Origin of the sequence: Veillonella sp. CHU110, assembly GCF_003992255.1 — a bacterium.
Taxonomy (GTDB): Bacteria; Bacillota; Negativicutes; order Veillonellales; family Veillonellaceae; genus F0422.
In genome coordinates this window covers 24,681-48,054 of record NZ_RQVA01000015.1, presented here as the reverse complement: position 1 = coordinate 48,054, position 23,374 = coordinate 24,681, and the positions used below count along the sequence as shown (strand labels likewise).

Annotated in this window: 23 protein-coding genes; 22 read left to right on the top strand and 1 reads right to left on the bottom strand. The window is 38.7% G+C overall.

Annotation, left to right across the window (positions count from 1 at the left end; genetic code table 11):
* Positions 1-308: 308 nt before the first annotated feature.
* The 14 genes from lysS to atpC all read left to right on the top strand — a co-directional run bounded on the left by lysS (position 309) and on the right by atpC (position 14,467).
* Positions 309-1,826, top strand: a complete 1,518-nt coding sequence (gene lysS, locus EO122_RS06865) for a lysine--tRNA ligase (protein WP_127009934.1) — start codon at positions 309-311, stop codon at positions 1,824-1,826.
* A gap of 521 nt (positions 1,827-2,347) precedes the next feature.
* Positions 2,348-4,555: an ornithine decarboxylase gene (gene speC, locus EO122_RS06860; protein ID WP_127009933.1), complete on the top strand. Its 2,208-nt coding sequence runs from the start codon at positions 2,348-2,350 to the stop codon at positions 4,553-4,555.
* 107 nt (positions 4,556-4,662) lie between these two features.
* Positions 4,663-5,979, top strand: coding sequence for a putrescine-ornithine antiporter (potE, locus tag EO122_RS06855; protein ID WP_206168518.1), 1,317 nt, complete (start codon positions 4,663-4,665; stop codon positions 5,977-5,979).
* A 388-nt stretch (positions 5,980-6,367) separates the two neighbouring features.
* A complete protein-coding gene (wecB, locus tag EO122_RS06850) occupies positions 6,368-7,519 on the top strand; it encodes a non-hydrolyzing UDP-N-acetylglucosamine 2-epimerase (RefSeq protein ID WP_127009932.1) in 1,152 nt (383 codons plus the stop codon).
* A gap of 175 nt (positions 7,520-7,694) precedes the next feature.
* Positions 7,695-7,898, top strand: coding sequence for an AtpZ/AtpI family protein (locus EO122_RS06845; RefSeq protein ID WP_127009931.1), 204 nt, complete (start codon positions 7,695-7,697; stop codon positions 7,896-7,898).
* 9 nt (positions 7,899-7,907) lie between these two features.
* A complete protein-coding gene (locus tag EO122_RS06840; protein WP_127009930.1) occupies positions 7,908-8,276 on the top strand; it encodes a hypothetical protein in 369 nt (122 codons plus the stop codon).
* 31 nt (positions 8,277-8,307) lie between these two features.
* Positions 8,308-8,979, top strand: a complete 672-nt coding sequence (atpB, locus tag EO122_RS06835) for a F0F1 ATP synthase subunit A (RefSeq protein ID WP_127009929.1) — start codon at positions 8,308-8,310, stop codon at positions 8,977-8,979.
* Between the two features lie 29 nt (positions 8,980-9,008).
* Positions 9,009-9,269 carry a F0F1 ATP synthase subunit C gene (atpE, locus tag EO122_RS06830; protein WP_127009938.1) on the top strand — a complete coding sequence of 87 codons (261 nt, stop codon included), beginning with the start codon at positions 9,009-9,011 and terminating at the stop codon, positions 9,267-9,269.
* A 28-nt stretch (positions 9,270-9,297) separates the two neighbouring features.
* A complete protein-coding gene (gene atpF / locus EO122_RS06825; RefSeq protein ID WP_127009928.1) occupies positions 9,298-9,792 on the top strand; it encodes a F0F1 ATP synthase subunit B in 495 nt (164 codons plus the stop codon).
* Positions 9,793-9,796: 4 nt separating this feature from the next.
* Positions 9,797-10,363 (top strand): ATP synthase F1 subunit delta, encoded by a 567-nt coding sequence (gene atpH / locus EO122_RS06820; RefSeq protein ID WP_127009927.1) that lies wholly within the window; start codon positions 9,797-9,799, stop codon positions 10,361-10,363.
* A gap of 2 nt (positions 10,364-10,365) precedes the next feature.
* Positions 10,366-11,901: a F0F1 ATP synthase subunit alpha gene (gene atpA, locus EO122_RS06815; RefSeq protein WP_127009926.1), complete on the top strand. Its 1,536-nt coding sequence runs from the start codon at positions 10,366-10,368 to the stop codon at positions 11,899-11,901.
* Between the two features lie 3 nt (positions 11,902-11,904).
* Complete coding sequence (gene atpG, locus EO122_RS06810) at positions 11,905-12,759, top strand: ATP synthase F1 subunit gamma (RefSeq protein WP_127009925.1); 855 nt, start codon at positions 11,905-11,907, stop codon at positions 12,757-12,759.
* A 22-nt stretch (positions 12,760-12,781) separates the two neighbouring features.
* A complete protein-coding gene (gene atpD / locus EO122_RS06805) occupies positions 12,782-14,203 on the top strand; it encodes a F0F1 ATP synthase subunit beta (protein WP_127009924.1) in 1,422 nt (473 codons plus the stop codon).
* A 3-nt stretch (positions 14,204-14,206) separates the two neighbouring features.
* The gene (gene atpC / locus EO122_RS06800) at positions 14,207-14,467 is read left to right on the top strand and encodes an ATP synthase F1 subunit epsilon (protein ID WP_127009923.1); all 261 of its coding nucleotides are present in this window, start codon (positions 14,207-14,209) and stop codon (positions 14,465-14,467) included.
* Between the two features lie 179 nt (positions 14,468-14,646).
* On the opposite strand, the gene EO122_RS06795 is transcribed toward atpC, so the two are convergent.
* Entirely contained in the window at positions 14,647-15,834 is a 1,188-nt protein-coding gene (locus EO122_RS06795; protein WP_371413194.1) for a pyridoxal phosphate-dependent aminotransferase, read from the bottom strand.
* 361 nt (positions 15,835-16,195) lie between these two features.
* Here EO122_RS06795 and EO122_RS06790 point away from each other — a divergent pair, with 361 nt between their 5' ends.
* The 8 genes from EO122_RS06790 to clpX all read left to right on the top strand — a co-directional run bounded on the left by EO122_RS06790 (position 16,196) and on the right by clpX (position 23,297).
* Complete coding sequence (locus tag EO122_RS06790; RefSeq protein WP_127009922.1) at positions 16,196-17,308, top strand: RuBisCO large subunit C-terminal-like domain-containing protein; 1,113 nt, start codon at positions 16,196-16,198, stop codon at positions 17,306-17,308.
* A gap of 7 nt (positions 17,309-17,315) precedes the next feature.
* Positions 17,316-18,110 carry an MBL fold metallo-hydrolase gene (locus EO122_RS06785; protein WP_164725984.1) on the top strand — a complete coding sequence of 265 codons (795 nt, stop codon included), beginning with the start codon at positions 17,316-17,318 and terminating at the stop codon, positions 18,108-18,110.
* A 20-nt stretch (positions 18,111-18,130) separates the two neighbouring features.
* On the top strand, positions 18,131-18,610 hold the full coding sequence (gene rlmH, locus EO122_RS06780; protein ID WP_127009920.1) for a 23S rRNA (pseudouridine(1915)-N(3))-methyltransferase RlmH: 480 nt from the start codon (positions 18,131-18,133) through the stop codon (positions 18,608-18,610).
* 14 nt (positions 18,611-18,624) lie between these two features.
* Positions 18,625-19,524 (top strand): hypothetical protein, encoded by a 900-nt coding sequence (locus EO122_RS06775; protein ID WP_127009919.1) that lies wholly within the window; start codon positions 18,625-18,627, stop codon positions 19,522-19,524.
* Between the two features lie 12 nt (positions 19,525-19,536).
* Entirely contained in the window at positions 19,537-19,998 is a 462-nt protein-coding gene (locus tag EO122_RS06770) for a CBS domain-containing protein (protein WP_127009918.1), read from the top strand.
* Positions 19,999-20,098: 100 nt separating this feature from the next.
* Complete coding sequence (gene tig, locus EO122_RS06765; protein WP_127009917.1) at positions 20,099-21,427, top strand: trigger factor; 1,329 nt, start codon at positions 20,099-20,101, stop codon at positions 21,425-21,427.
* Positions 21,428-21,467: 40 nt separating this feature from the next.
* Positions 21,468-22,061, top strand: a complete 594-nt coding sequence (clpP, locus tag EO122_RS06760) for an ATP-dependent Clp endopeptidase proteolytic subunit ClpP (RefSeq protein WP_206168519.1) — start codon at positions 21,468-21,470, stop codon at positions 22,059-22,061.
* A gap of 12 nt (positions 22,062-22,073) precedes the next feature.
* Positions 22,074-23,297, top strand: coding sequence for an ATP-dependent Clp protease ATP-binding subunit ClpX (gene clpX / locus EO122_RS06755; RefSeq protein ID WP_127009915.1), 1,224 nt, complete (start codon positions 22,074-22,076; stop codon positions 23,295-23,297).
* Positions 23,298-23,374 lie beyond the last annotated feature (77 nt).

The window sequence follows — 23,374 nt, the reverse complement described above, 5'->3', positions numbered from 1 at the left end:
AATATCGATTCGTTTATATTTTCTAAAGGTGGATTTTGGCTTAAGAAATCTATATTATAAATTTCATATAAGTGTTATAAATTAACAAGAAATGAGTCAATAGAGTTTATATGTAGATATTAAAGAGAGACTGGATTGTTCCTAGTATCATAGATTATTAAGATAGGCTAATATTAATTCGAACTATAAAAATTAAACTGATTGATCTAAAAACGGTGAATAGGTAGAAGTAGTTAGATGCTAATGATGTATCTACTTCGAAATATTACATATTCAAAAAGGGGTAAATTATTAAAAGGAGGCCCATCATGAGTGAAGAAAAACATGTATCTGAACAATTGGACTTAAATGATCAAATGTTGGTACGCCGTGATAAGTTGGCACAGTATGAGGCTGATGGCATTTATCCGTTTGGACAACGATTTGTTGTGCAACATAAGGCACGTCAAATTCGAGAAGAGTTTCGAGATTTTGATGGTCAACCAGTAGTTTTAGCTGGTAGGCTAATGACTATTCGTTATCACGGTAAAACGGCATTTGCCAACTTGCGAGATTTGTCTGGTGATATTCAAGTATATTTCCGGCAAGATGCAATGGGTGCAAATGATTATAAGTATGTGAGAATGCTTGATATGGGGGATATTGTTGGCATTGAAGGGCATGTATTTAAAACTCAAAAAGGAGAAGTTACAGTAAAAGTAGAAAAGTTAACATTACTTTCTAAATCTCTTCGCCCACTTCCTGAGAAATGGCATGGTTTAAAAGATACAGAGCTTCGTTATCGTCAACGCTATGTAGACTTAATTGTAAATCCATGTGTACGAGAGACCTTTGCAAAGCGTACACAAATTGTTGCAAAAATTAGGGAATATTTGAATCGTAATCAGTTCATGGAAGTAGAAACTCCTATGATGCATGCTATCCCTGGTGGTGCAGCAGCACGTCCTTTCATTACCCATCATAATGCATTGGACATCGATATCTATATGCGTATTTCTCCAGAGTTATATTTAAAACGTTTGATCGTAGGCGGCTTAGAACGTGTATACGAAATCAACCGTTCTTTCCGTAATGAAGGTGTATCTATCCGTCATAATCCAGAATTTACTATGATGGAATCCTACCAAGCCTATGGCAACTTTGAAGATGCTATTGCCTTAACAGAAGGTATCGTATCCTACTGTGCGAAAGAAGTACTAGGTACGACAAAAATTAATTACCAAGGTATGGATATTGATTTAACTCCTCCTTGGAATCGTATCACAATGCAAGAAGGTATAAAAAAATATACTGGTGAAGACTTTGATGCAGTGGAAACATTGAGCGAAGCTCGTGCGATTGCAGATCGTCTAAATGTTGAATATGGTGATGCAGATGGTATTGGTAAAATCATGAACCTTTGCTTTGAAGAATATGTAGAAGAAAACTTGATGCAACCAACAGTTGTATATGGCCATCCAGTTGAGATTTCTCCATTAGCAAAACAAAATCGTGAGAAACCATTAACAACAGAACGTTTTGAAATCTTCATTTATGGTCGTGAAGTAGCTAATGGCTACTCCGAGTTAAATGACCCAATTGATCAAAAACAACGTTTTGAGTCTCAATTAAAAGAACGTGAAGCTGGTGATGATGAAGCGCATCGTATGGATGAAGACTTTGTCACAGCTTTAGAATATGGTTTACCACCAACAGCTGGTTTGGGTATTGGTATTGACCGTCTGGTTATGTTTTTAACTGATTCTGCATCTATCCGTGATGTATTATTGTTCCCATTAATGAAACCAGAACCGGTGAAGTTAGAATCAGAGGAAATTGAAAAATAGTAGAACTAGAGAAGGTTCTTCTAAATCATAATATTAAGTCCTTTCTATATCAGATAACGGATGTATATATGAAATTAAAAGCACTAGCTATTGATTAGCTAGTGCTTTTTTGTGTAATAGAAGGTACAAATATTAAAATAACTTAACTAAGAAGTAAGTAGGCTAAAAATTTATGTAGAAGTGAAAACTACGATATTTATAGATGCAAAAAAGTACTTATGAATATATATACACCTATCATTATAACAATTTTGCATAATGAAAATGTTTTTTTGTAATTTTTATTGACGTATAGCTAATTTTACGATATAACTAAATTAAATAGTATTAGTACTCATGATAATCAAGTGAGAACTTATAAAAATGTAAGAGATATATTTGATGAGTTTCAAATTATTTACTCTTTAAGGTTATTATTGGTTTATCAATAATATATTTTTATTTGTTTCGCTATAAAAGCCGGGCTTTTATAGTAAAAATGAAACAATGTAACTTATTTTTATTATTGGGAGGAAAACAGAATGAAGGTACTTAAGATTCTCTCTAGCAAAGAGGCAATGCGCCATTTTGATGTGTTATCTACTCGAAAACGTGAGGTACTTGAAGAGGTAATTCGGTCTTTTGAAGTTGACCTTACAGCTACAGGAGTAGTGGTAGTAACAGAAAATGAGTTGGAGGCATTAAATCCAATTATGGATTCTTTGCTAGGGATTCCTATCTTTGTTATCCGTACGTCGCCAGAAAAAGAGATTCCAGTTAATTTATTAGCCGCTGGTGTGCGAGTAATGGATGTAAACGAGTTTGATCGGGAATTGTTTAGTCGCCAAATTGAAGATGCGGCAACTAAATATGAAAAAGAGATGGTACCACCTTTCTTTGGAAATTTAATTGATTATGTTGACTCTGGTTATACAACTTTATCTACTCCAGGTCATCATGGTGGACAATTTTTTAGGAAGCATCCAGCAGGACGTGTAATGTATGATTGGTTTGGAGAAAATATTTTCCGATCTGATATGAGTTGTTCTGATGTATTCATGGGAGACTTACTTCTTCATGAGGGTGCTCCATATGATGCAGAAAAACATGCTTCGGAAGTATTTAATGCTGATTATACCTATTTTGTATTGAATGGTACATCATCTGCGAATAAAGTAGTTACTAATGCTTTATTACATCCAGGTGACGTAATTCTTTTTGATAGAAATAACCATAAATCGCTTCATCATGGCGCTTTAATTCAAAGTGGTGCCACTCCAATTTATTTGGAAACTGGGCGGAATCCATATGGATTTATTGGGGGCATTGATGATAAATGTTTTGATGAAGAATATTTAAGAAGAAGATTGAAAGAAGTAGCACCTCACAAAGCTGATGCTAAAAGACCTTTCCGTGTAGCACTAATTCAGTTAGGTACCTATGATGGGTCTATTTACAATGCACGTCAGGTAGTTGATCGTATTGGACATCTTTGTGAATATATTTTATTTGACTCTGCATGGGTTGGATATGAACAATTTATTCCAATGTTAAAAGATTGTAGCCCACTTCTTTTAGAGTTAGGGCCTGAAGATCCAGGTATTCTTGTAACTCAGTCTGTTCATAAACAGCTTGCGGGTTTTTCTCAAGCATCTCAAATCCATAAAAAAGATAGCCATATTAAAGATAAACCATATTATTGTAATGATGATGTATTTAATAATGCGTTTATGTTACATGCCTCGACATCACCATTCTATCCAATCTTTGCATCACTAGATGTTAATGCTAAGATTCATGAGGGGCCGGCTGGTAGAAAACTATGGGCGGACACAGTAAAGCTAGGCATTGAAATACGTAAATCTATACTTGAAAACTGTAAATATCTAAAACCATTTATTCCTAGAGAAATTGATGGAAAGCCTTGGGAAAGTTATTCAACTGAAGAAATTGCAACAAACAATAAATTTTTCAGTATTCAACCAGGAGCAGGATGGCACCAATTTAAGGATTATGCAGAAAATCAATACTTACTAGATCCATGTAAAATAACTATTTCTACACCTGGGATTGATATCAAAACAGGTGAATATGAAGATTTTGGTATTCCGGCAGGACTGTTGTGTAACTTTATTAGGGAACATGGTTTAACTCCTGAAAAATCTGACTTGAATTCAATATTATTTTTGCTAACACCAGCAGAAAGTAAAACTAGAATGCAAAACTTGGTATCTTTATTAGTTCGATTTGAACAACTAATTGAAGAAGATGCACCAATGCAAGATGTATTGCCAAAAATTTATGCAAATAATATTGAAAAATATAGAGGATATACGATTCGTCAATTATGTCAAGAAATGCATGATTTCTATAAACAACGTAATGTAAATGAGCTGCAACGAAGATTATTTAGAGAAGAATATCTTCCAAAAGTTGCAATGAACCCAATGCATGCTAATCATGAGTTTATTGCTGGTAACTATGAGAAAGTAACTTTAGATAAGGTTTTAGGTCGTGTAGCATTGGAAGGTGCACTTCCTTATCCTCCAGGAATTATTGTTATTGATCCGGGTGAAAGATGGTCTGAAACTGTTAAAGAATACTTCCAAGCTCTTGAAGACACAATTAATTACTTACCAGGATTTGCTGGTGAAATTCAAGGGGTGCATTTTGAAGAAATTGATGGAAAGACCCGTGCTGTTGCATATGTATTGAAAGATGAATCTGTAATTGAAAAGTACAACAAATAGGAAAATTTTAAAACTAGAATTTTAAGATTATTTTTCACTCAAATGATGTGTTACATGGGGGTATTCCCCCATGTGCATATCGATATTTCTGAGAGGATGTGAATGTTGTGAGTGAAGGTTCCAAAAAAATGGGAGTAGTGCAGTTAACTATTATTACTGCAGTTAATATGATGGGGTCTGGTATTATTATGTTACCAGCAAAATTAGCATCTGTTGGTACAATATCGGTTTTATCCTGGTTGGTAACCGCATTAGGTTCAATGTGTTTGGCGTATTGTTTTGCTCAATGTGGTATGTATAGTCGTTTAAAAGGCGGAATGGGTGGATATTGCCAAAATACATTTGGAGTTGGCGGGAATTTTATGTGTAATTACACATATGCATTCTCTTTAATAGTAGCCAATGTTGCGATTGGGCTTTCAGCGGTAGGCTATGGAGCAGTATTTTTAGATGTTAATTTAAATGGTTTTATGACCGGTTTAGCAACAATTGGATTGTTGTGGATTACTAGCGTAGCAAACTTTGGAGGACCAAAAATAACAGGGCGAATTGGATCTGTTACTGTATGGGGTGTAATTATTCCTGTAGTATCTATTTCGATATTAGGTTGGATATGGTTTAGTCCGTCATTATATGTAAGCCAATGGAATGTTAATAATCTTCCATTTGGAGAGGCGGTAACAAGTTCTATTACATTAACCTTATGGTCATTCTTAGGTTTAGAGTCTGCATGTGCTAATACTGATGCGGTAGAAAATCCAGAAAAAAATGTTCCAATTGCTGTATTAGGAGGAACATTAGGTGCAGCAGTGATATATATCGCGTCTACAAATGTTATGGCGGGGATAATTCCAGCGTTTGAAATCGCAAACTCAAATGCGCCTTTTGGATTAGTTTTTGCTAGATGTTTCGCCCCTTGGGTGGGTAAAGCTGTTGAAGGATTGATGGCATTAGCTTGTATTGGTTCCTTGTTAGGATGGCAGTTTACTACTGCACAAGTATTGAAAGCATCTGCGGATGTTGGATACTTTCCAAAAGTATTTTCAAAGGTTACATCTACAGATGCCCCTATTATCGGTATGATTATTATGACATGTATAGAAACGGTTATTTCTTTTGCAACCATGAGTGATCAGCTGATGGAACAATTCGAAGCAATTACAAACCTTGCAGTTATAACTAATTTAGTTCCATATATCTTATGTATGGCGGCATTACCATTCATTATTTCTGGAGTGAAGATGTCTGGGAATAAGAGATTTTGGATTACGGTGGTAAATTTAATCGCTACAGCATATAGCTTCTATGCATGTTACGGATCAGGGCTAGAAGCGATGGCGTATGGCAGCTTAGTAACATTCTTTGGTTGGACTATTTATGGATATGTTGCTTATAAATTTGAAAAAGCACCAGAGGCAGCTTAATGATATAAGTTGGTTATATGAGATTAGTAGTCTACTCTAATTATATTAATACAAGACGCTAAAAATTTAAATCCTCAACAGAAAATAATATAAAGCGTCAGTATTTACTTTTTAAATATATTTAGGGGGAGATCAAATAGCGACTCCCCTTAAATATATTTTTTTATGAATAACAGAAATATAGCAATACATAACATTAAAAATTAAGCTCGTTTTTTGGTGAGATGTTGATATTGTTTTGTATTCCTTTCTTTTCACTAGTATGGAACTCTTCTACATGTTACAATAGATATAATCATTAAGTAATTAATAAAGTGATTTAGGAATGTTTGTGAAAGATGGATGCTTTCGCAAGGATGATACGCACATGAGACATGTGGGAGGTACTATGTTAAAGGTCATGACTATATTTGGGACTCGTCCTGAAGCGATTAAAATGGCACCTGTTGTTAAGGCCTTAGAGGCTGCTGATGATATGGAGTCTATTGTTACGGTAACGGCACAGCATAGAGAGATGTTAGATCAAGTGTTGCATTTGTTTTCCATAACACCTGATTATGATTTAAATATTATGAGTCAAGGGCAAACGTTATATGATGTGACATGCAAGGCCTTGCTTGGGTTACAAGGGGTATTGAAAGAAGCTAAACCTGATGTGGTATTAGTGCATGGAGATACGACGACAACCTTTGTAGGAGCGCTAGCTGCTTTTTATGAAGGGATACCAGTAGGTCATGTGGAAGCAGGTCTTAGAACGGGAAATATCTATTCTCCATTCCCAGAAGAGATGAATCGTAAATTGACGGGAGCTATAGGAAGCTATCATTTTGCACCAACTAGTACTTCGGAATCTAACTTGCTGAAAGAAAATATTAACCCAGCCCACTTGTATGTGACTGGAAATACAGTCATTGATGCACTGCAAACAACAGTGCAAACAGACTATACTTTCAAAGAAGAGCTATTGAATCAAATTGATTATATAAACAACAAAGTCATTCTTGTGACGACTCATAGACGTGAAAATTTGGGCGATCCTATGCGCAATGTATACGAAGCGATTCGTGATATTATCAATGAGCAGGCAGATGTAGAAGTGATTTTCCCTATGCATCGGAATCCAAAGGTGCGCAGCATTGTGCAAGAGGTGTTAGGTGACATGCCACGAGTGCACTTAATAGAACCTTTAGAGTACGAGCCATTCGCTAATTTGATGGCCCGTATGTATTTAATCATGACGGACTCTGGTGGTATTCAAGAAGAGGCGCCATCCCTAGGCAAACCTGTACTCGTATTACGAGATACTACGGAACGTCCTGAAGCAGTTGAGGCAGGTACCGTAAAGTTAGTGGGAACCGATAAAGAGAGTGTGTATCGTACGGCTACGGAGTTACTCGTGAATGAAACAGCCTATTTAGCTATGTCCAATGCAGTGAATCCTTATGGCGATGGACTTGCTTCGGACCGAATCGTGCAAGCCTTACGTCATGAATTTTTCGAAGGCCAAGATAAACCAATAACTTTCGGAAAAAGTTATTAGAAGAATGCGTTAAAGTCATAATATAGTTGATATCTACTTTCAATGGGGAATAAAAGGCTTAAAAGAATTAATTTACAATTCATTTAAAGGTTTAGAACTCCCATGTATTAAATTTATGAATTATAAAAATACAACTATCAATGGTATAATTTACCATGTTAGATGAGGTGAATGTATGGAGCAAAAGCGATCAGAACTATGGACGGCAGTGTCAAAAGCGTCGACAATAGGGGTAAGTCTATTTTGCTCCATTGGTCTGTGCGTAGGAATTGGATATACCTTAGATGTATATAGTGGTACAAGGCCATGGGGAATTCTTGTAGGTGGTCTATTGGGAGGCTTTTTGGGCCTGTATAGTGCCATTCGTCAATTGTTATAAGGAGTATTCATGAAAGAATATAGGGGCTATGTAAAAAATCATTGCCTGTGGATTCTGTTAGTAGCTATACTAGGTAGTATAGGATTATGGCTACTCGATTGGTCTAGTCACATTACTGGTTGGTTATGGGGGATGATGACTCACGGTGTATACTTTCTTTTTTTAGCATTTCAGACGCGTAAGATACAGCAAGAGTCATTGGAAACAGTGAAACGTAGAGTTCGCATAGCTGCCATGAGCCGGTTTAGTCTTATTGTAGTGTTAGTGGCAATAGGAACACAGATTCCATCTCTATCAATGAAAGGTGTATTAGGGGGAGTTGCTATCTTTACTCCTCTTCAATATATTGAGTATGCATTGTATGCTCGTAAACAATAGTTATTAATTTTATAGGAAAGGAGGTGTGTGTATGGAGTTACATGCAGGGCATCATCATGTAGTCCAATGGATGGGCTTGTCCTTTAATATGGATACCTTATATATGACGTGGCTAGTCATGGGATTTATTATTATAGTCACATTATTAGCCACACGAGGACGATCAATGGTGCCTAAAGGAGTCCAAAATGTGGTGGAAAGCCTATTGGAAACCTTAACGGGTCAGTTGCAACCGAGCTTAGGGAAACATTGGGGGTTAGTGAGTTCCGTATTATTCACGTATTTCTTATTCATTTTAATTAGCAATGAATTGGGATTACTTCCAAGTCCGCATATTTTAGCATCTCCAACGAACGATATCAATACGACATTGGGGTTAGCCTTGGCAAGCTCTATCATTGTTTGGTTTGTGGGGGTAAAAGTTAAGGGCCCTGGCTATTTTAAACATTATTTAAAACCATTTGCTCCATTTATTGTAATTAATATAATGGAGGAAGTGGCGAAACCAGTTACCTTAGCATTTCGTTTGTTTGGTAATATTTTAGCAGGGGAGATATTGCTAGAATTATTATATAATTTAGCCCCATATGGTGTACCATTAATTTGGTTAGGTTTTAGTTTAGTTGTTGGCATTATTCAAGCCTTTATATTTGCTACATTGGTAACATCTTATTTAGGAATGACTGTAGCAGAAGAACATTAATCTAGGAGGATTTTATTATGGAATTATTAATGGCAAAAGCGTACGTATTAGTAGCATCTGTAATTGCGGCAGGTTTAGCAATTGGTTTGGCAGCGATTGGCGCTAGTTTGAGTGATGGTATGGTATCTTCAAAAGCATTAGAAGGTATGACTCGTCAACCAGAACAATCTGGTAAATTATTAACTAATATGTTGATCTCTGTTGGTTTGATCGAATCTATTCCTATCATTGCAGCAGTTATCGCTATTGTATTAGTCTTTGCAAACCCATTGGTAGATCTACTTAAATAATCACATTAGCCAAGAGGAGGTATGACCGTTGGTAGAAGTAAACGGCACACTCATAGCTCAGATTTTAAACTTTTTTGTGCTGGTGTTGATTTTAGCTAAGTTTGCCTATAAGCCTTTAGTACAAATCATGGAAGAGCGGAAACAACGCATTGAAAATGACTTGTTACAAGCGCAACGTGCAAAAGAAGAAGCAGAAACATTACAAGCTGACTATGCAGCACAATTGCAATTAGCTCGCAAAGAAGCACAAGCGATTGTGGAAGCTGCTCAAAAACAAGCAGAAGCAGAGTCACAAGCACAAATCAAAGAGTTACGAGCTCAATTAGTCAAAGAAAAAGAAGTGGCCCGTCAAGAAATTGAACGGGAACGTGAAAAAGCAATGCAACAAATCCGTGCAGAAGTGATTACCTTATCTGTACAAGTAGCAGAAAAATTAGTGAAAAAAGATTTCTCTAGTGCTGATAATGTAGCGTTTGTAGAGGATACCATTGCAAAACTTGATAGTACAACGTTAAGGTCGTGATACGATGAGTGTAGAAAAAATTGCAGATACATATAGCTCTGCTATATTTGAATTAGGACAAGAATCAGGTTTGTTAGATCAATTCGATACAGACCTTTCCTATGTGCAAGATATATTTTCCACTCACGAAGAGTTACGTCAAATCTTAATCAATCCTATGTTAGAGGTATGTGGTAAAAAGAAGATTTTAGAACAAATCTTCAGTAGTGAATTACATCCTCTCATTATGAACTTTCTCTATGTTATGGTAGAACGTCTCCGTAGTGCATATATTATGGAAACGGCTCGCGCATATATTAAGAAATCTCGTGAAAGTCGAGGTATTCTAGAAGCGATCGTGACCGTAGTAGAGCCGCTTTCAGAGGCAACACGTCAACAAGTATTGGACAAATTAAAAGCCATTACTGGTAAATACTGCGTTATTGAAGAGCGAGTAGATGCATCTATCTTAGGTGGTATGATTATCCAGGTAGGGGATACTCGGATTGATGGAAGTATGACTAGACGATTAGAAGAGTTGAAAAAATCATTGCTCATAGCAAGTACCAATAAGATTGGGGTGAATGGTTAATTATGAAAATGACGCCTGAAGAAATTACTGCCATTATTAAACAGCAGATTCAGGACTATAATGTGGAATTAAACGTAGATGACGTAGGGACTGTTCTCGAAGTAGGGGATGGCATTGCGCATATCTACGGTCTTGAAAAAGCCATGGCTGGCGAATTATTAGAGTTACCTCATGGCGTATATGGTATGGTGCTCAACTTAGAACAAGATAATGTAGGGGCCGTGCTATTAGGTAATGACTTCTTAATTAAAGAAGGCGATGAAGTGCGCCGTACAGGTCGTATCATGCAGGTTCCTGTAGGACAAGGCTTGATTGGGCGTGTTGTGAATGCCCTTGGCCAACCAATTGATGGAAAAGGCGAAATCGTGGCAGAAACACATCGACCTGTTGAATATCCAGCACCGGGGATTGCAGATCGTAAATCTGTATTTGAACCAATGCAAACTGGTTTGAAAGCCATTGATGCGATGGTGCCAATCGGTCGTGGTCAACGGGAGTTGATCATCGGTGACCGTGGTACTGGTAAAACAGCGATTGCTATCGATACCATTTTGAACCAAAAAGGGCAAGATGTAATTTGTATTTACGTAGCCATCGGTCAAAAAGAATCTACAGTAGCTCGTGTAGTGCAAAAATTAGAAGAAGCAGGAGCTATGGAATACACAATCGTCGTATCTGCGGGTGCTTCTGAAGGGGCTCCTATGCAGTACTTAGCACCATATTCTGGGGTTGCTATGGGCGAGCATTTTATGTACCAAGGTAAACATGTACTTTGCGTATATGATGATTTAACGAAACAAGCCGCTGCATACCGTGCTATGAGTTTGTTATTGCGTCGCCCTCCAGGACGTGAAGCATATCCTGGTGACGTGTTCTACTTACATTCTCGTTTATTGGAACGTTCTGCGAAAGTATCGGATGAATTAGGTGGTGGTTCTATTACGGCCTTACCAATCATTGAAACACAAGCAGGTGACGTATCCGCATACATCCCAACGAACGTAATCTCCATCACAGATGGACAAATTTTCTTGGGTACAGATATGTTCTACTCTGGCGTGCGTCCAGCAGTTGATGTAGGTTTATCCGTATCTCGTGTAGGTGGTAGCGCACAAATTAAGGCTATGAAGCAAGTAGCCGGCAAATTGCGTTTAGAATTGGCACAATATCGTGAATTAGCGGCCTTTGCGCAATTTGGTTCCGATTTAGATGCATCTACAAAGGCACAATTGGATCGTGGTGAACGTTTAACAGAAATGTTGAAACAACCACAATATTCTCCATTGAAAGTAGAAGAACAAGTGGTATGTTTATATGCAGGTATCAATGGCTACTTTAAACGCTTGGCTGTGCATGATGTAACAGCATTCCAAGATGCCTTATTACAATATGTACATGGAAATTATGCCAATATATTAGCATCTATTAGAGACACTAAGAAATTAGAAGAAGATACAGAACAAACATTGAAAACAGCGATTTTAGAATGTATCGATCTCTTTGGTGCTACTCACGATTTATTACCAGAGGAGGCGTAATCTATGAGTAGTGCACAAGACTTACGGAAGCGTATAAAAAGTGTCACTAATACGCAACAAATTACAAAAGCTATGAAAATGGTAGCGTCTGCTCGTCTACGTCGTGCACAACAAAAAGCTAAAGGTACAGAACCTTATACAGAACGCCTTCGTCATATGCTCGATCAGAGTATCACCTCCTTGCAAGAGTTAGGGGGGATGCCATTATTGGAGGTTCGTCCTGTCAATAAGGTAGCCTATGTAGTGGTAGGTGCCGATAAAGGCCTAGCTGGTGCGTATACTAGTAATATCATTAAATATGTACAAACTCTGGTACAAGATCAGTCATCGGAATCCTATGGTCTATTCACGGTAGGTCGAAAACCAACGGAATATTTCACAGGCCATGAGTATCCAATCTTGTCTCATATGCAAGGTTTTTCTGATAAGCCAGGCTTTCACCATGCTCAAGAGATTGTAGAACAGGCACAAGCAATGTTCTTGTCTGGAGAGGTGGACGAAGTGGTATTGGTATACACTAAGTTTGTGAACTCCTTATTGCAAGAAGTGACTCATGAGCGATTGTTGCCTCTTTCACTAGCATCAAATACAGAAGAGCCGAGTGAAAGCTTGTTCTACCCAGATCAAGCATCTGTGTTAGAACAGCTATTGCCAGCCTATGTGGAAAGTACTGTGTATACGGCATTGCTACATGGTGCTGCTAGTGAGTTAGGTGCTCGTATGACGGCCATGACATCTGCAACAGATAATGCAGGTGAACTGATTGGTACCTTGCACTTAGAATACAATAAGTTGCGTCAAGCAAGTATTACTAATGAAATTTCTGAGATCGTAGGCGGTGCAAATGCATTGCAATAATAGATAAAGGAGTATCTCGTATATGAGTACAAATACAGGTAAAGTAGTTCAGGTTATTGGACCGGTGGTAGACGTTGTCTTTCCCAAAGGTGAATTGCCTGCTATTTACAATGCAATTAGTATAAACAAAAGCGACGACCAAGAAGCATCAAAGATTGTTGTAGAAGTCATGCAACATTTAGGTGATGATACTGTTCGTTGCGTAGCCATGAGTTCTACAGATGGCTTAACTCGTGGCATGGAAGCTGTGGACACGGGTGCTGCTATTTCCGTTCCTGTTGGCGATGGTGTATTAGGTCGTATTTTTAACGTCCTTGGTGAAACAGTAGACCATGATCCAGCAGAGGTGAAAGCCACAGAACATTGGCCAATTCACCGTCCAGCTCCTAAATTTGATGAATTAGCACCAGAAACTAATATTTTAGAAACTGGTATTAAAGTTGTAGACTTAATTGCACCATACGTAAAAGGTGGTAAAATTGGTCTATTTGGTGGTGCCGGTGTAGGCAAAACCGTTTTGATCATGGAATTGATTCATAACATTGCTACAGAACATGGCGGTTACTCCGTATTCGCAGGTGTTGGTGAACGTACCCGTGAAGGTAATGACCTTTGGAATGAAATGAAAGAGTCTGGAGTATTGTCTAAAACAGCGCTTGTGTATGGACAGATGAATGAGCCGCCTGGAGCACGTATGCGCGTAGCTTTAACAGGTTTGACAATGGCGGAATATTTCCGTGATGTGCAGCAACAAGACGTGTTGCTATTCGTAGATAATATTTTCCGTTTCATCCAAGCTGGTTCCGAAGTATCTGCCTTGTTAGGTCGTATGCCATCTGCCGTTGGTTACCAACCGACTTTAGCGAATGACGTAGGGGCGTTACAAGAACGTATTACATCTACAAAAGAAGGTTCCATTACGTCTGTACAAGCCGTCTATGTACCAGCCGATGACTTGACTGACCCAGCACCAGCGGCGACATTTGCTCACTTGGATGCTACTACAGTATTGTCTCGTTCCATTGCAGAACTTGGTATTTACCCAGCTGTAGATCCATTGGATTCTACTAGCCGTATCTTGGACCCATTAGTATTAGGGGAAGAACATTATTCCGTAGCTCGTGGCGTACAAGAAGTGCTTCAAAAATACAAAGATTTACAAGATATCATTGCTATCTTAGGTATGGAAGAATTGTCTGAAGCGGATAAATTAACTGTAGCTCGTGCTCGTAAGATTCAACGTTTCTTGAGTCAACCATTCTTCGTAGCTGAAGTATTTACAGGCAGTCCTGGTAAATATGTACCATTGCAAGAAACATTGCGTGGTTTCCGTGAAATTCTAGAAGGTAAACATGATGATTTACCGGAAAGTGCTTTCTACATGGTGGGAACTATCGATGAAGCTGTTGCTAAAGGAAGGGACATGTTAGGGAAAGGAGAATAATCTATGAGTACCATGCATGTAACAATTATTACTCCTGATACGACTGCTTTTTCTGGAGAAGCGACGATGGTAGTGGGCCGTGCTCTTGATGGAGAGTTTGGTATCCTGCCGCACCATGCACCGCTAGTGAGTGCTTTAGCTTCTGGAACCATTCGCATTAATCACAATGGTACCAGTGAAGAGTTTGTGCTTCCAGGGGGATTCCTAGAAGTAGAACATAATTCTGTGTATATTACGACCACATCCTGTGAACGTATAGAATAGAATATTGGAGATATATTAAAAGGGTTGTACCGAACTGCCGTAGAGGCAGTGTTGGTACAACCCTTTTATATTTGTATATTTGCGTATAAGCCGATTCATACAAAACTAGAGGTAACTGAGTTGTATATTGGCAATATGATAAACAGTATAGGAGTTATATTAGTAGCTTATATAGTATGTTATTTTTGTAAATCGGTTAAGAAAATCTTGATTCTCTGTAATGCCTCTTGGATGGTTTCTTTAGAAGATGCATAGGAGCAACGGATGCGGTTAGCACCGCAAGTGCCGAAAGCAGAGCCCGGTACAACGGCCACATGTTGTTGCTCTAGTAATTGTTCGCAGAAGCTTTCATCAGAGAGACCAGTTTGAGAAATGTCGGGGAACACATAGAAAGCACCTTCTGGAACGGCGATAGGTAAGCCCATGTCTTGGAATCCTTTGACAATCATGTCGCGACGTTCTAAATAGTCTTGGCGCATGGCTACAACAGAGTCATCACATTCATTGAGCGCTACGATGGCAGCCTGTTGCACTGGTGTAGCAGGTGCGACGATGCTGTATTGATGTAGTTTAATGCAAGCTGTAATGAATGGAGCCGGAGCGCAGAGGAACCCAATGCGAAGACCTGTCATGGCATAGGACTTGGAGAAACCGTTTAAGATGATAGTGCGTTCTTTCATGCCTGGCAAGGATGCCATAGATATATGGTCTTTGTGGTAAGTGAGTTCCGAATAAATTTCATCAGAGATGATGATCAGGTCATGGGCTTTGGCAAATTCTGCGATAGGCAATAGATCTTCATAGGTCATGATGGCACCCGTAGGATTGCTTGGGTAGCACATTAATATTGCTTTCGTTTTGTGTGTCACTAGTTTCTCTAATTCTTCTACACGAAGTTTAAAACCATCTTCTAAATGTGTCGGTACAGGTACTGCTTTGCCACCGCACATGTGGACTTCTGCTTGGTGTGCTACATAGGATGGATTCGGGATTAAGACTTCATCTCCTTCGTTGATCAAGGCCCTAAGGGATAAGTCGATGGCTTCACTAGCGCCGATGGTGAGTATAATTTCATCGGTACCATAGGATACGTGGTAACGACGGTTATACCAATCACTGATAGCCTCTCGTAATGGTAGGATACCTGCATTAGGGGAGTAGTTTGTTTCTCCTCGCTGTACGCTGGCTATTAGTGCATCTAGAACAGGTTGAGGGGGAATGTAATCTGGCTCGCCTACGCAAAGAGAAATCACATCGTCCATAGCCATTGCTTTTTCCCAAAATTTACGAATCCCTGAAGGGGGAAGTGTTTGTGTCATATTTGAAAGATAAGTATTCCAGTTCATAGATAATCCTTTCTGATACATGATGCATGTGTCTCTATGTCAAATGTCAGGATGTTGTGTCAACTGATATGGATAGCCACTCAGAAGTGTGCATACAGATGGTAACAACACCTAATAGAATGATAGTGTTAATAATAGTAACAGTGTACCATATTATAAGAAAAGAACCTAGTCAATGAGAGGTTCTTTTTTATTGCATATAGTGTATAATTGTAGGTATGGCATAGCATTTCATAAGAACTTATGTCATACTATAAGAGTAGAGAAACTTCATATTAGATTTTTCAAGGCTTGTCGCAATATAATCGATTGTGACAAACTTTTATATAAGCAATCACAAAATATAATATATTCAGCTATAATGAAGGGAAAGGAGTTACTGATGGAAACGTTTTCTGTGACCTATGCGTTGTATGTGCCTACCTATGAAGAGGCAAAGCAAGTGGCTTGGTCCATACAGGTGGAACAAACGATTGAATTTCCTTACGAATTGTTAGGTGAAAGTGACCCTCGCCGTCATATGGTGGGACAATTACTTTCGTTAATAGAAAAAGAAGATTGTTTTTTGGCGAAAATTGCCTATCCAGTGGACACATCAGGGTTTGAAGCGACACAGTTTTTAAATGTAGTCTTTGGTAACTCTTCGTTGCAACCGCATATTTGGGTCGTAGATATTGAGTTCAGTCCTAGTTTGTTAGATGTGTTTAAGGGTCCCAAATTCGGTATGTCCGGACTTAGACAATTATGTCATACACCACATCGCCCTATGATTCAAGCCGTGGTGAAGCCGATGGGAACGCCGAATGAGGAGTTAGCTCGTATGTGCTATGCCTATACGATGGGGGGAGCTGATGTCATTAAAGATGACCATGGATTGACGAATCAACCCTTTTCCCCCTTTAAAGATCGTGTATCCCGTTGTGCCCATGCAGTGCAAGAAGCAAACGCCAAGAGTGGGCATCATACACTGTATGCAGCTAATGTATCAGGGGATGGCACTGATGTACTAGAGCGAGCGCACTATGCAAAGGAAGCAGGCGCTACAGCACTGATGGTGGCACCTGCATTGATTGGCTTTGGATGGCTGCATCGATTGGCTACCGAGGATTCTTTGAATTTGCCATTAATTGTTCATCCTGCTATGATGGGGGGCTTCGTATTGCCAGGGACGTCTGGTATTTCACCAACATTGTGGATGGGACTATTGCCACGAGTATTCGGCGGTGATATGAATATTTTCGTATCCTATGGGGGACGATTTACCTTTGAACCAGATGTGTGCCGTCATATTTGTGAAGTGAATCGACGACCTTTAGGAAATATACTGCCGTCTTGTCCGTCACCAGGCGGTGGAGTGACAGAAGCACGGTTACCAGAATTAATCGATCTATATGGAAAGGATACGATGTTCCTCGTAGGAGGAGATATGTTCCGCCGTGGACCTAATTTAATAGATAATATGAAAGCATTTATTGATGTATTGGAAAGAAACTAGGAGAAGTATGAGCTTGGACCAAGAATCATTAGAAGTGCATGCTGTTGCTAGTGGAAGTAAAGGAAACTGCACGATTATACGAAGTGCTAAGAGCGCTTTCATTATCGATGCAGGTATTAGTTGTCGCAGAATTACAAAAGCATTGCAAGCCTTAGACATTCCCATGCATATGGTAGAAGGCATTGTGGTGACTCATGAACATTCTGATCATATTGCGGGTATACCACAGATGATTAAGCAATGGGGATTACCAATTTTTACAAAAGCAGATACGGCGAGACGAATAGGGGATAAACAAAATTTGCCCATGTCTTGTTTTACCTGCTTGGATGGGGGAGAAATCTCATTAGGAGATATAATGGTACAGCCATTTTCTACTAGTCATGATGCGGTAGACCCCATCGGAATCACCTGTTACTCAGGACGTACAAAGGCGGCTTTGATGACAGATACGGGGATGGTTAGTGAGACGATGCATGAGCATCTACAGGACTCTAATTTGCTAGTCTTAGAGGCAAACTATGATGAGCAAATGTTGAAATATGGCCCGTACCCATTTGATTTGAAACGCCGTGTCGGCGGTCGTCAAGGCCATTTATGTAATGAAGAGGCTATGAAAACTTTGGAATCCTTGCGACGACCGAAGGGGATGAAAGTTATTTTTGCCCATCGTTCTGAAAATAATAACGCTCTGCCTATTGTGGATTTAATGGCTACACAGATGTTAGAGCGATTAGAGTCTAGAGGAGAAGAAGGCTTTTCCATCTTTCATGGAGATCCGAAAGAGATTGTATCCATATAATACAGAGTAGGAGTAGTATCGTGAAATTTTCTATCTATTGTATTGGAAAATTAAAAGAAGCCTATTTACGGGGAGGGGTAGCAGAATTTGTGAAACGCACACAACCCTATGGCGGTGTGACGATTACGGAGCTACCTGAGAGTAAATTAGGGGACAAGCCGAGTCAGTCGGATAAACAAAAAGCGCTCTATGAAGAAGGGCAACGATTGTTAAAATACTGCACACCGCAGTCATTTGTTGTTCTCTTAGATGTATATGGTAAACAAATGAGTTCAGAAGACTTAGCAAAGCGTATCAGTGAATTAGAAGTACAAGGTCATAGTGAAATGGTATTTTTCATAGGCGGTGCCTTTGGGGTGTCAGAAGAACTACGCCAACGAGCGCAATGGAAGTTGTCGATCAGTCCAATGACTTTCACCCACCAGATGGTACGCTTGGTACTAGTGGAACAATTATATAGAGCATGTAAAATCAATCGAAATGAACCATATCATTGGTAAGGAAGGAGACGTATATGAAAGGCGCTATTGAAAAAGGAATTACATATGTATCAGTAGATGCACAAGAGTTACCTTTGGAGGGAGTCCAATTTATATCTCAATATAAAGAAGAATTAGTAGACGGAAAGCAAGACATCTTGGCGATTCGTTCTGAAATAGAAGAACAAATACAAGGATATGAAGCATTGCTTGTCGAAGTTAAAGATAAGGGGTTGTTGCCAAATATAGAAGAGCGACAAACCTTAGTGCATGAAGCTTTGAAAGAATATGGTAATGTGACTCATACTGTTTGCAGTGTACTGGATACATATATTGATATGGCCAATATGGTAAAGCAAATTGAAAGTGCCGGTGGTTCTGAGGCGTATGTATGGCATCGTAAACATGAATTGTTAGAGCAAAATGCTGAGTTGAATCGTATTTTTGATCATGTAGATTATTATATTTCTACCATTGTAGATATGTTGGCTCAAGAAATTGCTTATACGAAGCAAGTGCTAGCGGGAACTGCACATACTGATGAAGCAGATACAGTGCAACTGTTATTTTTCCATCAGACCGTACTGAGCAAATGCGTAGAAATTAATAAACTGTTGCTAGAACGATTGCAGTTGATGGTACCTCGTTTAGATGGATTGCGCGAAGATGTAATGAAAGTACAAGTCCATTCTGTAGCGAACGATGTGGAAGAGCGTAGACAGCGGTTGCAAGAACTTCGTCAACAAGCGAAAGTTGAGGATGTAATGGATTATGCTGACTTAGAAGGCCAATACCGACATACCTATGATGAAGAAGGCAACCATGTAGGCATGGAAGAAGGCGGCGATGGAGGTAATCGAAAAAGCTTGACAGCTATATTAGTAGTGACTGTACTAGTGATAATTATATTTGCCGCATATGTATATATGAAATAGGAGGGATATACTATGATATTACAAGAAATTATGAACAAATACCCAATTACCGTTGGCAAAGAGGAACAATTGACAGAAGTTGCTAAATTGATGGTGAAACATAATTTAACAGCCATTTCCGTAGTAGATGATAACAACAAGTTAATCGGTATTATTTCTGAAGGTGATTTATTATATAAAAAAGTACGCCCTCATGCACCGCACTACATTAACATTTTAGGGGCTAATATCTATTACGGTGGTATTGGTGAATATGATGCACAATTTAAAAAATTAGTGGCTACGAAAGTAGAAGAAATTATGACTACGGAAGTCATCACAGCCTATGCAGATGCAGAAGTAGAAGTGACGGTAGGTGCTATGGTAGAGAAGCATTTGAAAAATTTACCAGTCGTCGATGATGCCTATCATTTAGTAGGTATGGTAAGTCGTCATGATATCATGAAACTTATCGCTGAAGAACAAGGTAAATAGTGTAAATAATTGCACTATTGCTTACTTTGTGATAATATTAAAAATGCAATATTAAAACTTATAATTTGGGTATCATTTGCCCTAAGGAGGAAATATTTTCATGAAAGCAACAGTAAATCCTGTAGATCAACACAAAGTATCTATTACTATCGAAATTCCAGCGGAAGAAGTAAATAAAGGCTTCACGCAAGCAGTGAAACGCATTGCTGGCCAAGTAAATATTCCAGGTTTCCGTAAAGGGAAAGCACCTCGCAAAATTTTAGAAATGAACTATGGCAAAGAAGCAATTGCTGAAGAAGCATTCGAAATTTTAGCAGGTCGTGCTTACACACAAGCGCTTCGTGAGAACGAAATCATTCCTGTAAGCGAACCAGAAATCGAACGCGAACAATTCGAAGAAGGTAAAGATTTGATCTTCAAAGCTACATTGGTAAAACAACCAGAAGTAACTTTGGGTGAGTACAAAGGTTTAGAAGTAGAAAAACAAGATGCTACTATTACTGATGAACAAGTAGAAGAGCAATTAAACAATATCCGTAACCAACAAGCTAAAATGGTAGCAGCTCCAGAAGGCGCTACTGTACAAAATGATGATTTTGCAACAATCGACTTCAAAGGTTTCGTTGATGGCGAAGCATTTGATGGTGGCGAAGGTAAATCCTACCCATTACAAATCGGTTCTGGCAGCTTCATCCCTGGATTTGAAGAACAATTAACTGGTCACAAAGCTGGTGAAGATGTAACTGTAACAGTATCTTTCCCAGAAGATTATTTCGTTGCAGAATTAGCTGGCAAAGAAGCAAAATTCGAATGCCACATCCACGATATTAAACGTAAAGAATTGCCAGAAATTACTGATGAATTCGTACGTTCCGTATCTGTAGGTCAAGGCAAAACTGAACCTGCGTACAACACAGCAGAAGAATTTGTTGCAGATCTTCGTAAACGTATGGAAGATGACGCAGCTCGTCGTGCTATCGATGCTTACAATGCAGCATTAGTAGAATTGGCAGTTAAAAATGCAACAGTAGATATTCCAGAAGTTATGATTGAAGATCGCGCTGAACAAATGGTTCAAGAATTAGCTATGAACCTTGAAGGTCGTGGATTGAAATTAGAAGATTACTTAAAATTCTCTAATAAAACAATCGAAGAATTGCGCGAAGAAAATAAAGCAGCAGCAGTTGAAAATGTACGTGCTGATTTAGTATTAGACGAAATTGCAAAAGCAGAAGAAGTTCAAGTAACTCCAGAAGACATGAACTACGAAATCTTTGCTATGTCCCAACAATTTGGTGCTGATCCTAAAGAAGTATACGATATCATTGTAAAAGAAGGTCGTGTATCTATGTTAGCAAGTTCCGTAGCTCGTAAAAAAGCAGCTCGTTTGATTATCGAGAATGCTAAAGGTGCTGAAAAAGCGGAATAATCGCTAATAGAGGTGCATGTATAAGAGGTGTAATATGTCTATGTATGTGCCAATCGTAGTGGAACAAACCGGTCGTGGTGAGCGATCCTACGATATATATTCTCGTTTATTAAAAGATAGGATCATTTTATTAAGTGGTCCTATCGATGATACCGTTGCCAATAGTATTGTAGCGCAATTACTATTCTTGGAGTCTGAAGATCCAGATAAAGATATCCATTTATACATTAATAGTCCAGGTGGTGTTGTGACAGCAGGTATGGCTATTTATGATACGATGCAGTACATCAAGCCTGATGTATCTACTATTTGTGTAGGTTCAGCAGCTAGTATGGGATCTTTATTGCTCACAGCAGGCGCTGCAGGCAAACGATATGCATTACCACATTCTCGTATTATGATTCACCAACCATTGGGTGGTGTTCAAGGACAAGCTTCTGAAATTGAAATTCACGCACGTGAAATATTGCGTTTGCGAGAAGAATTGAATGGCGTGTTGGCTCATCATACAGGTCAACCTATTGAGGTAATTGCCCAAGATACAGACAGAGATAACTTTATGTCTGCACAGGATGCAAAACACTATGGGTTGATTGATGAAGTGTTGACTCGACCAGCCCAAGCAAGCAAATAAGGAGGCACGAGTTTGAGTAAAGATGATAAAGAAAGACGTTGTAATTTTTGTGGTAGAACAGAAAATGAAGTAGATAAATTGGTAGCAGGCCCTAATGTATTCATCTGCAATGAATGTATTGATGTATGTCAACATATTGTCAATGAAGACAAAGTGGAAGAGTTACCAGATACATTTGATCTACAAGATATACCAACGCCTAAAGAAATCAAAGCCCATTTAGATCAATACGTCATTGGTCAAGATGATGCTAAAATTTCCTTAGCTGTTGCAGTGTATAACCACTACAAACGATTGCAACATGATAATGTTGTGGACGATGTAGAACTGCAAAAATCCAATGTCTTATTTATTGGGCCCACAGGTAGTGGTAAAACATTACTGGCTCAAACATTGGCTAAAATGTTACAAGTACCATTTGCCATGGCGGATGCTACTAGTTTGACAGAAGCTGGTTATGTAGGGGAAGATGTAGAAAATATTCTCTTGAAACTTATCCAATCTGCAGACTATGATTTGGAATTGGCGCAGCGCGGTATTATCTATATTGATGAAATTGATAAAATCGCTCGTAAGTCAGAAAATCCGTCCATCACTCGTGATGTATCTGGTGAAGGTGTACAACAAGCCTTGTTAAAAATCCTTGAAGGTACAGTAGCATCTGTTCCTCCACAAGGTGGCAGAAAACATCCTAACCAAGAGATGTTACATTTAGATACAACGAATATTTTATTTATTTGTGGTGGTGCGTTTGATGGTATGGATAAAGTCATCACAAAACGAACAGCTACAAAAACATTAGGTTTTGGTGCAGATATTCAAAAAAAAGAAGAGAAGAATATTGCTTCGATTCTGAAAGAAGTTGTGCCAGAAGATTTACAAAAATTCGGGTTAATTCCTGAATTTATTGGACGATTGCCAGTGATGGTTACGCTCAGCCCACTTGATGAAGAGGCATTAATTAAAATTTTGACAGAACCTAGAAATGCATTGACGAAACAATACGAAAAAATGCTATCTTTGGATGATGTAAAATTAGTCTTTGAATCTGCTGCCCTCCATGAAATTGCGAAGGAAGCTTTAGAACGCAATACAGGAGCACGTGGTTTGCGGGCCATTATCGAAAAAGTTATGAAACGTGTGATGTACGAAGTGCCGTCTATGAAAGATGTAAAAGAGTGCATCGTAACAGATAAAGCGGTTCGTGGCGAAGAAGAGCCAATACTCAATAAATGAGTCCACCTGACGCAATCAGATAGTAAAGGCAAAGAAACTCATTTCAAAGGGGAATGAGTTTCTTTTTATAATATAGT

Bases quoted from the DNA above. Each gene is read 5' to 3' on its own strand.
- lysS (WP_127009934.1), top strand. From the start codon at position 309: ATGAGTGAAGAAAAACATGTATCTGAACAATTGGACTTAAATGATCAA.
- speC (WP_127009933.1), top strand. From the start codon at position 2,348: ATGAAGGTACTTAAGATTCTCTCTAGCAAAGAGGCAATGCGCCATTTT.
- wecB (WP_127009932.1), top strand. From the start codon at position 6,368: ATGTTAAAGGTCATGACTATATTTGGGACTCGTCCTGAAGCGATTAAA.
- EO122_RS06845 (WP_127009931.1), top strand. From the start codon at position 7,695: ATGGAGCAAAAGCGATCAGAACTATGGACGGCAGTGTCAAAAGCGTCG.
- EO122_RS06840 (WP_127009930.1), top strand. From the start codon at position 7,908: ATGAAAGAATATAGGGGCTATGTAAAAAATCATTGCCTGTGGATTCTG.
- atpB (WP_127009929.1), top strand. From the start codon at position 8,308: ATGGAGTTACATGCAGGGCATCATCATGTAGTCCAATGGATGGGCTTG.
- atpE (WP_127009938.1), top strand. From the start codon at position 9,009: ATGGCAAAAGCGTACGTATTAGTAGCATCTGTAATTGCGGCAGGTTTA.
- atpH (WP_127009927.1), top strand. From the start codon at position 9,797: ATGAGTGTAGAAAAAATTGCAGATACATATAGCTCTGCTATATTTGAA.
- atpA (WP_127009926.1), top strand. From the start codon at position 10,366: ATGAAAATGACGCCTGAAGAAATTACTGCCATTATTAAACAGCAGATT.
- atpG (WP_127009925.1), top strand. From the start codon at position 11,905: ATGAGTAGTGCACAAGACTTACGGAAGCGTATAAAAAGTGTCACTAAT.
- atpD (WP_127009924.1), top strand. From the start codon at position 12,782: ATGAGTACAAATACAGGTAAAGTAGTTCAGGTTATTGGACCGGTGGTA.
- atpC (WP_127009923.1), top strand. From the start codon at position 14,207: ATGAGTACCATGCATGTAACAATTATTACTCCTGATACGACTGCTTTT.
- EO122_RS06795 (WP_371413194.1), bottom strand. From the start codon at position 15,834: ATGTATCAGAAAGGATTATCTATGAACTGGAATACTTATCTTTCAAAT.
- EO122_RS06790 (WP_127009922.1), top strand. From the start codon at position 16,196: ATGGAAACGTTTTCTGTGACCTATGCGTTGTATGTGCCTACCTATGAA.
- EO122_RS06785 (WP_164725984.1), top strand. From the start codon at position 17,316: ATGAGCTTGGACCAAGAATCATTAGAAGTGCATGCTGTTGCTAGTGGA.
- EO122_RS06775 (WP_127009919.1), top strand. From the start codon at position 18,625: ATGAAAGGCGCTATTGAAAAAGGAATTACATATGTATCAGTAGATGCA.
- EO122_RS06770 (WP_127009918.1), top strand. From the start codon at position 19,537: ATGATATTACAAGAAATTATGAACAAATACCCAATTACCGTTGGCAAA.
- tig (WP_127009917.1), top strand. From the start codon at position 20,099: ATGAAAGCAACAGTAAATCCTGTAGATCAACACAAAGTATCTATTACT.
- clpP (WP_206168519.1), top strand. From the start codon at position 21,468: ATGTATGTGCCAATCGTAGTGGAACAAACCGGTCGTGGTGAGCGATCC.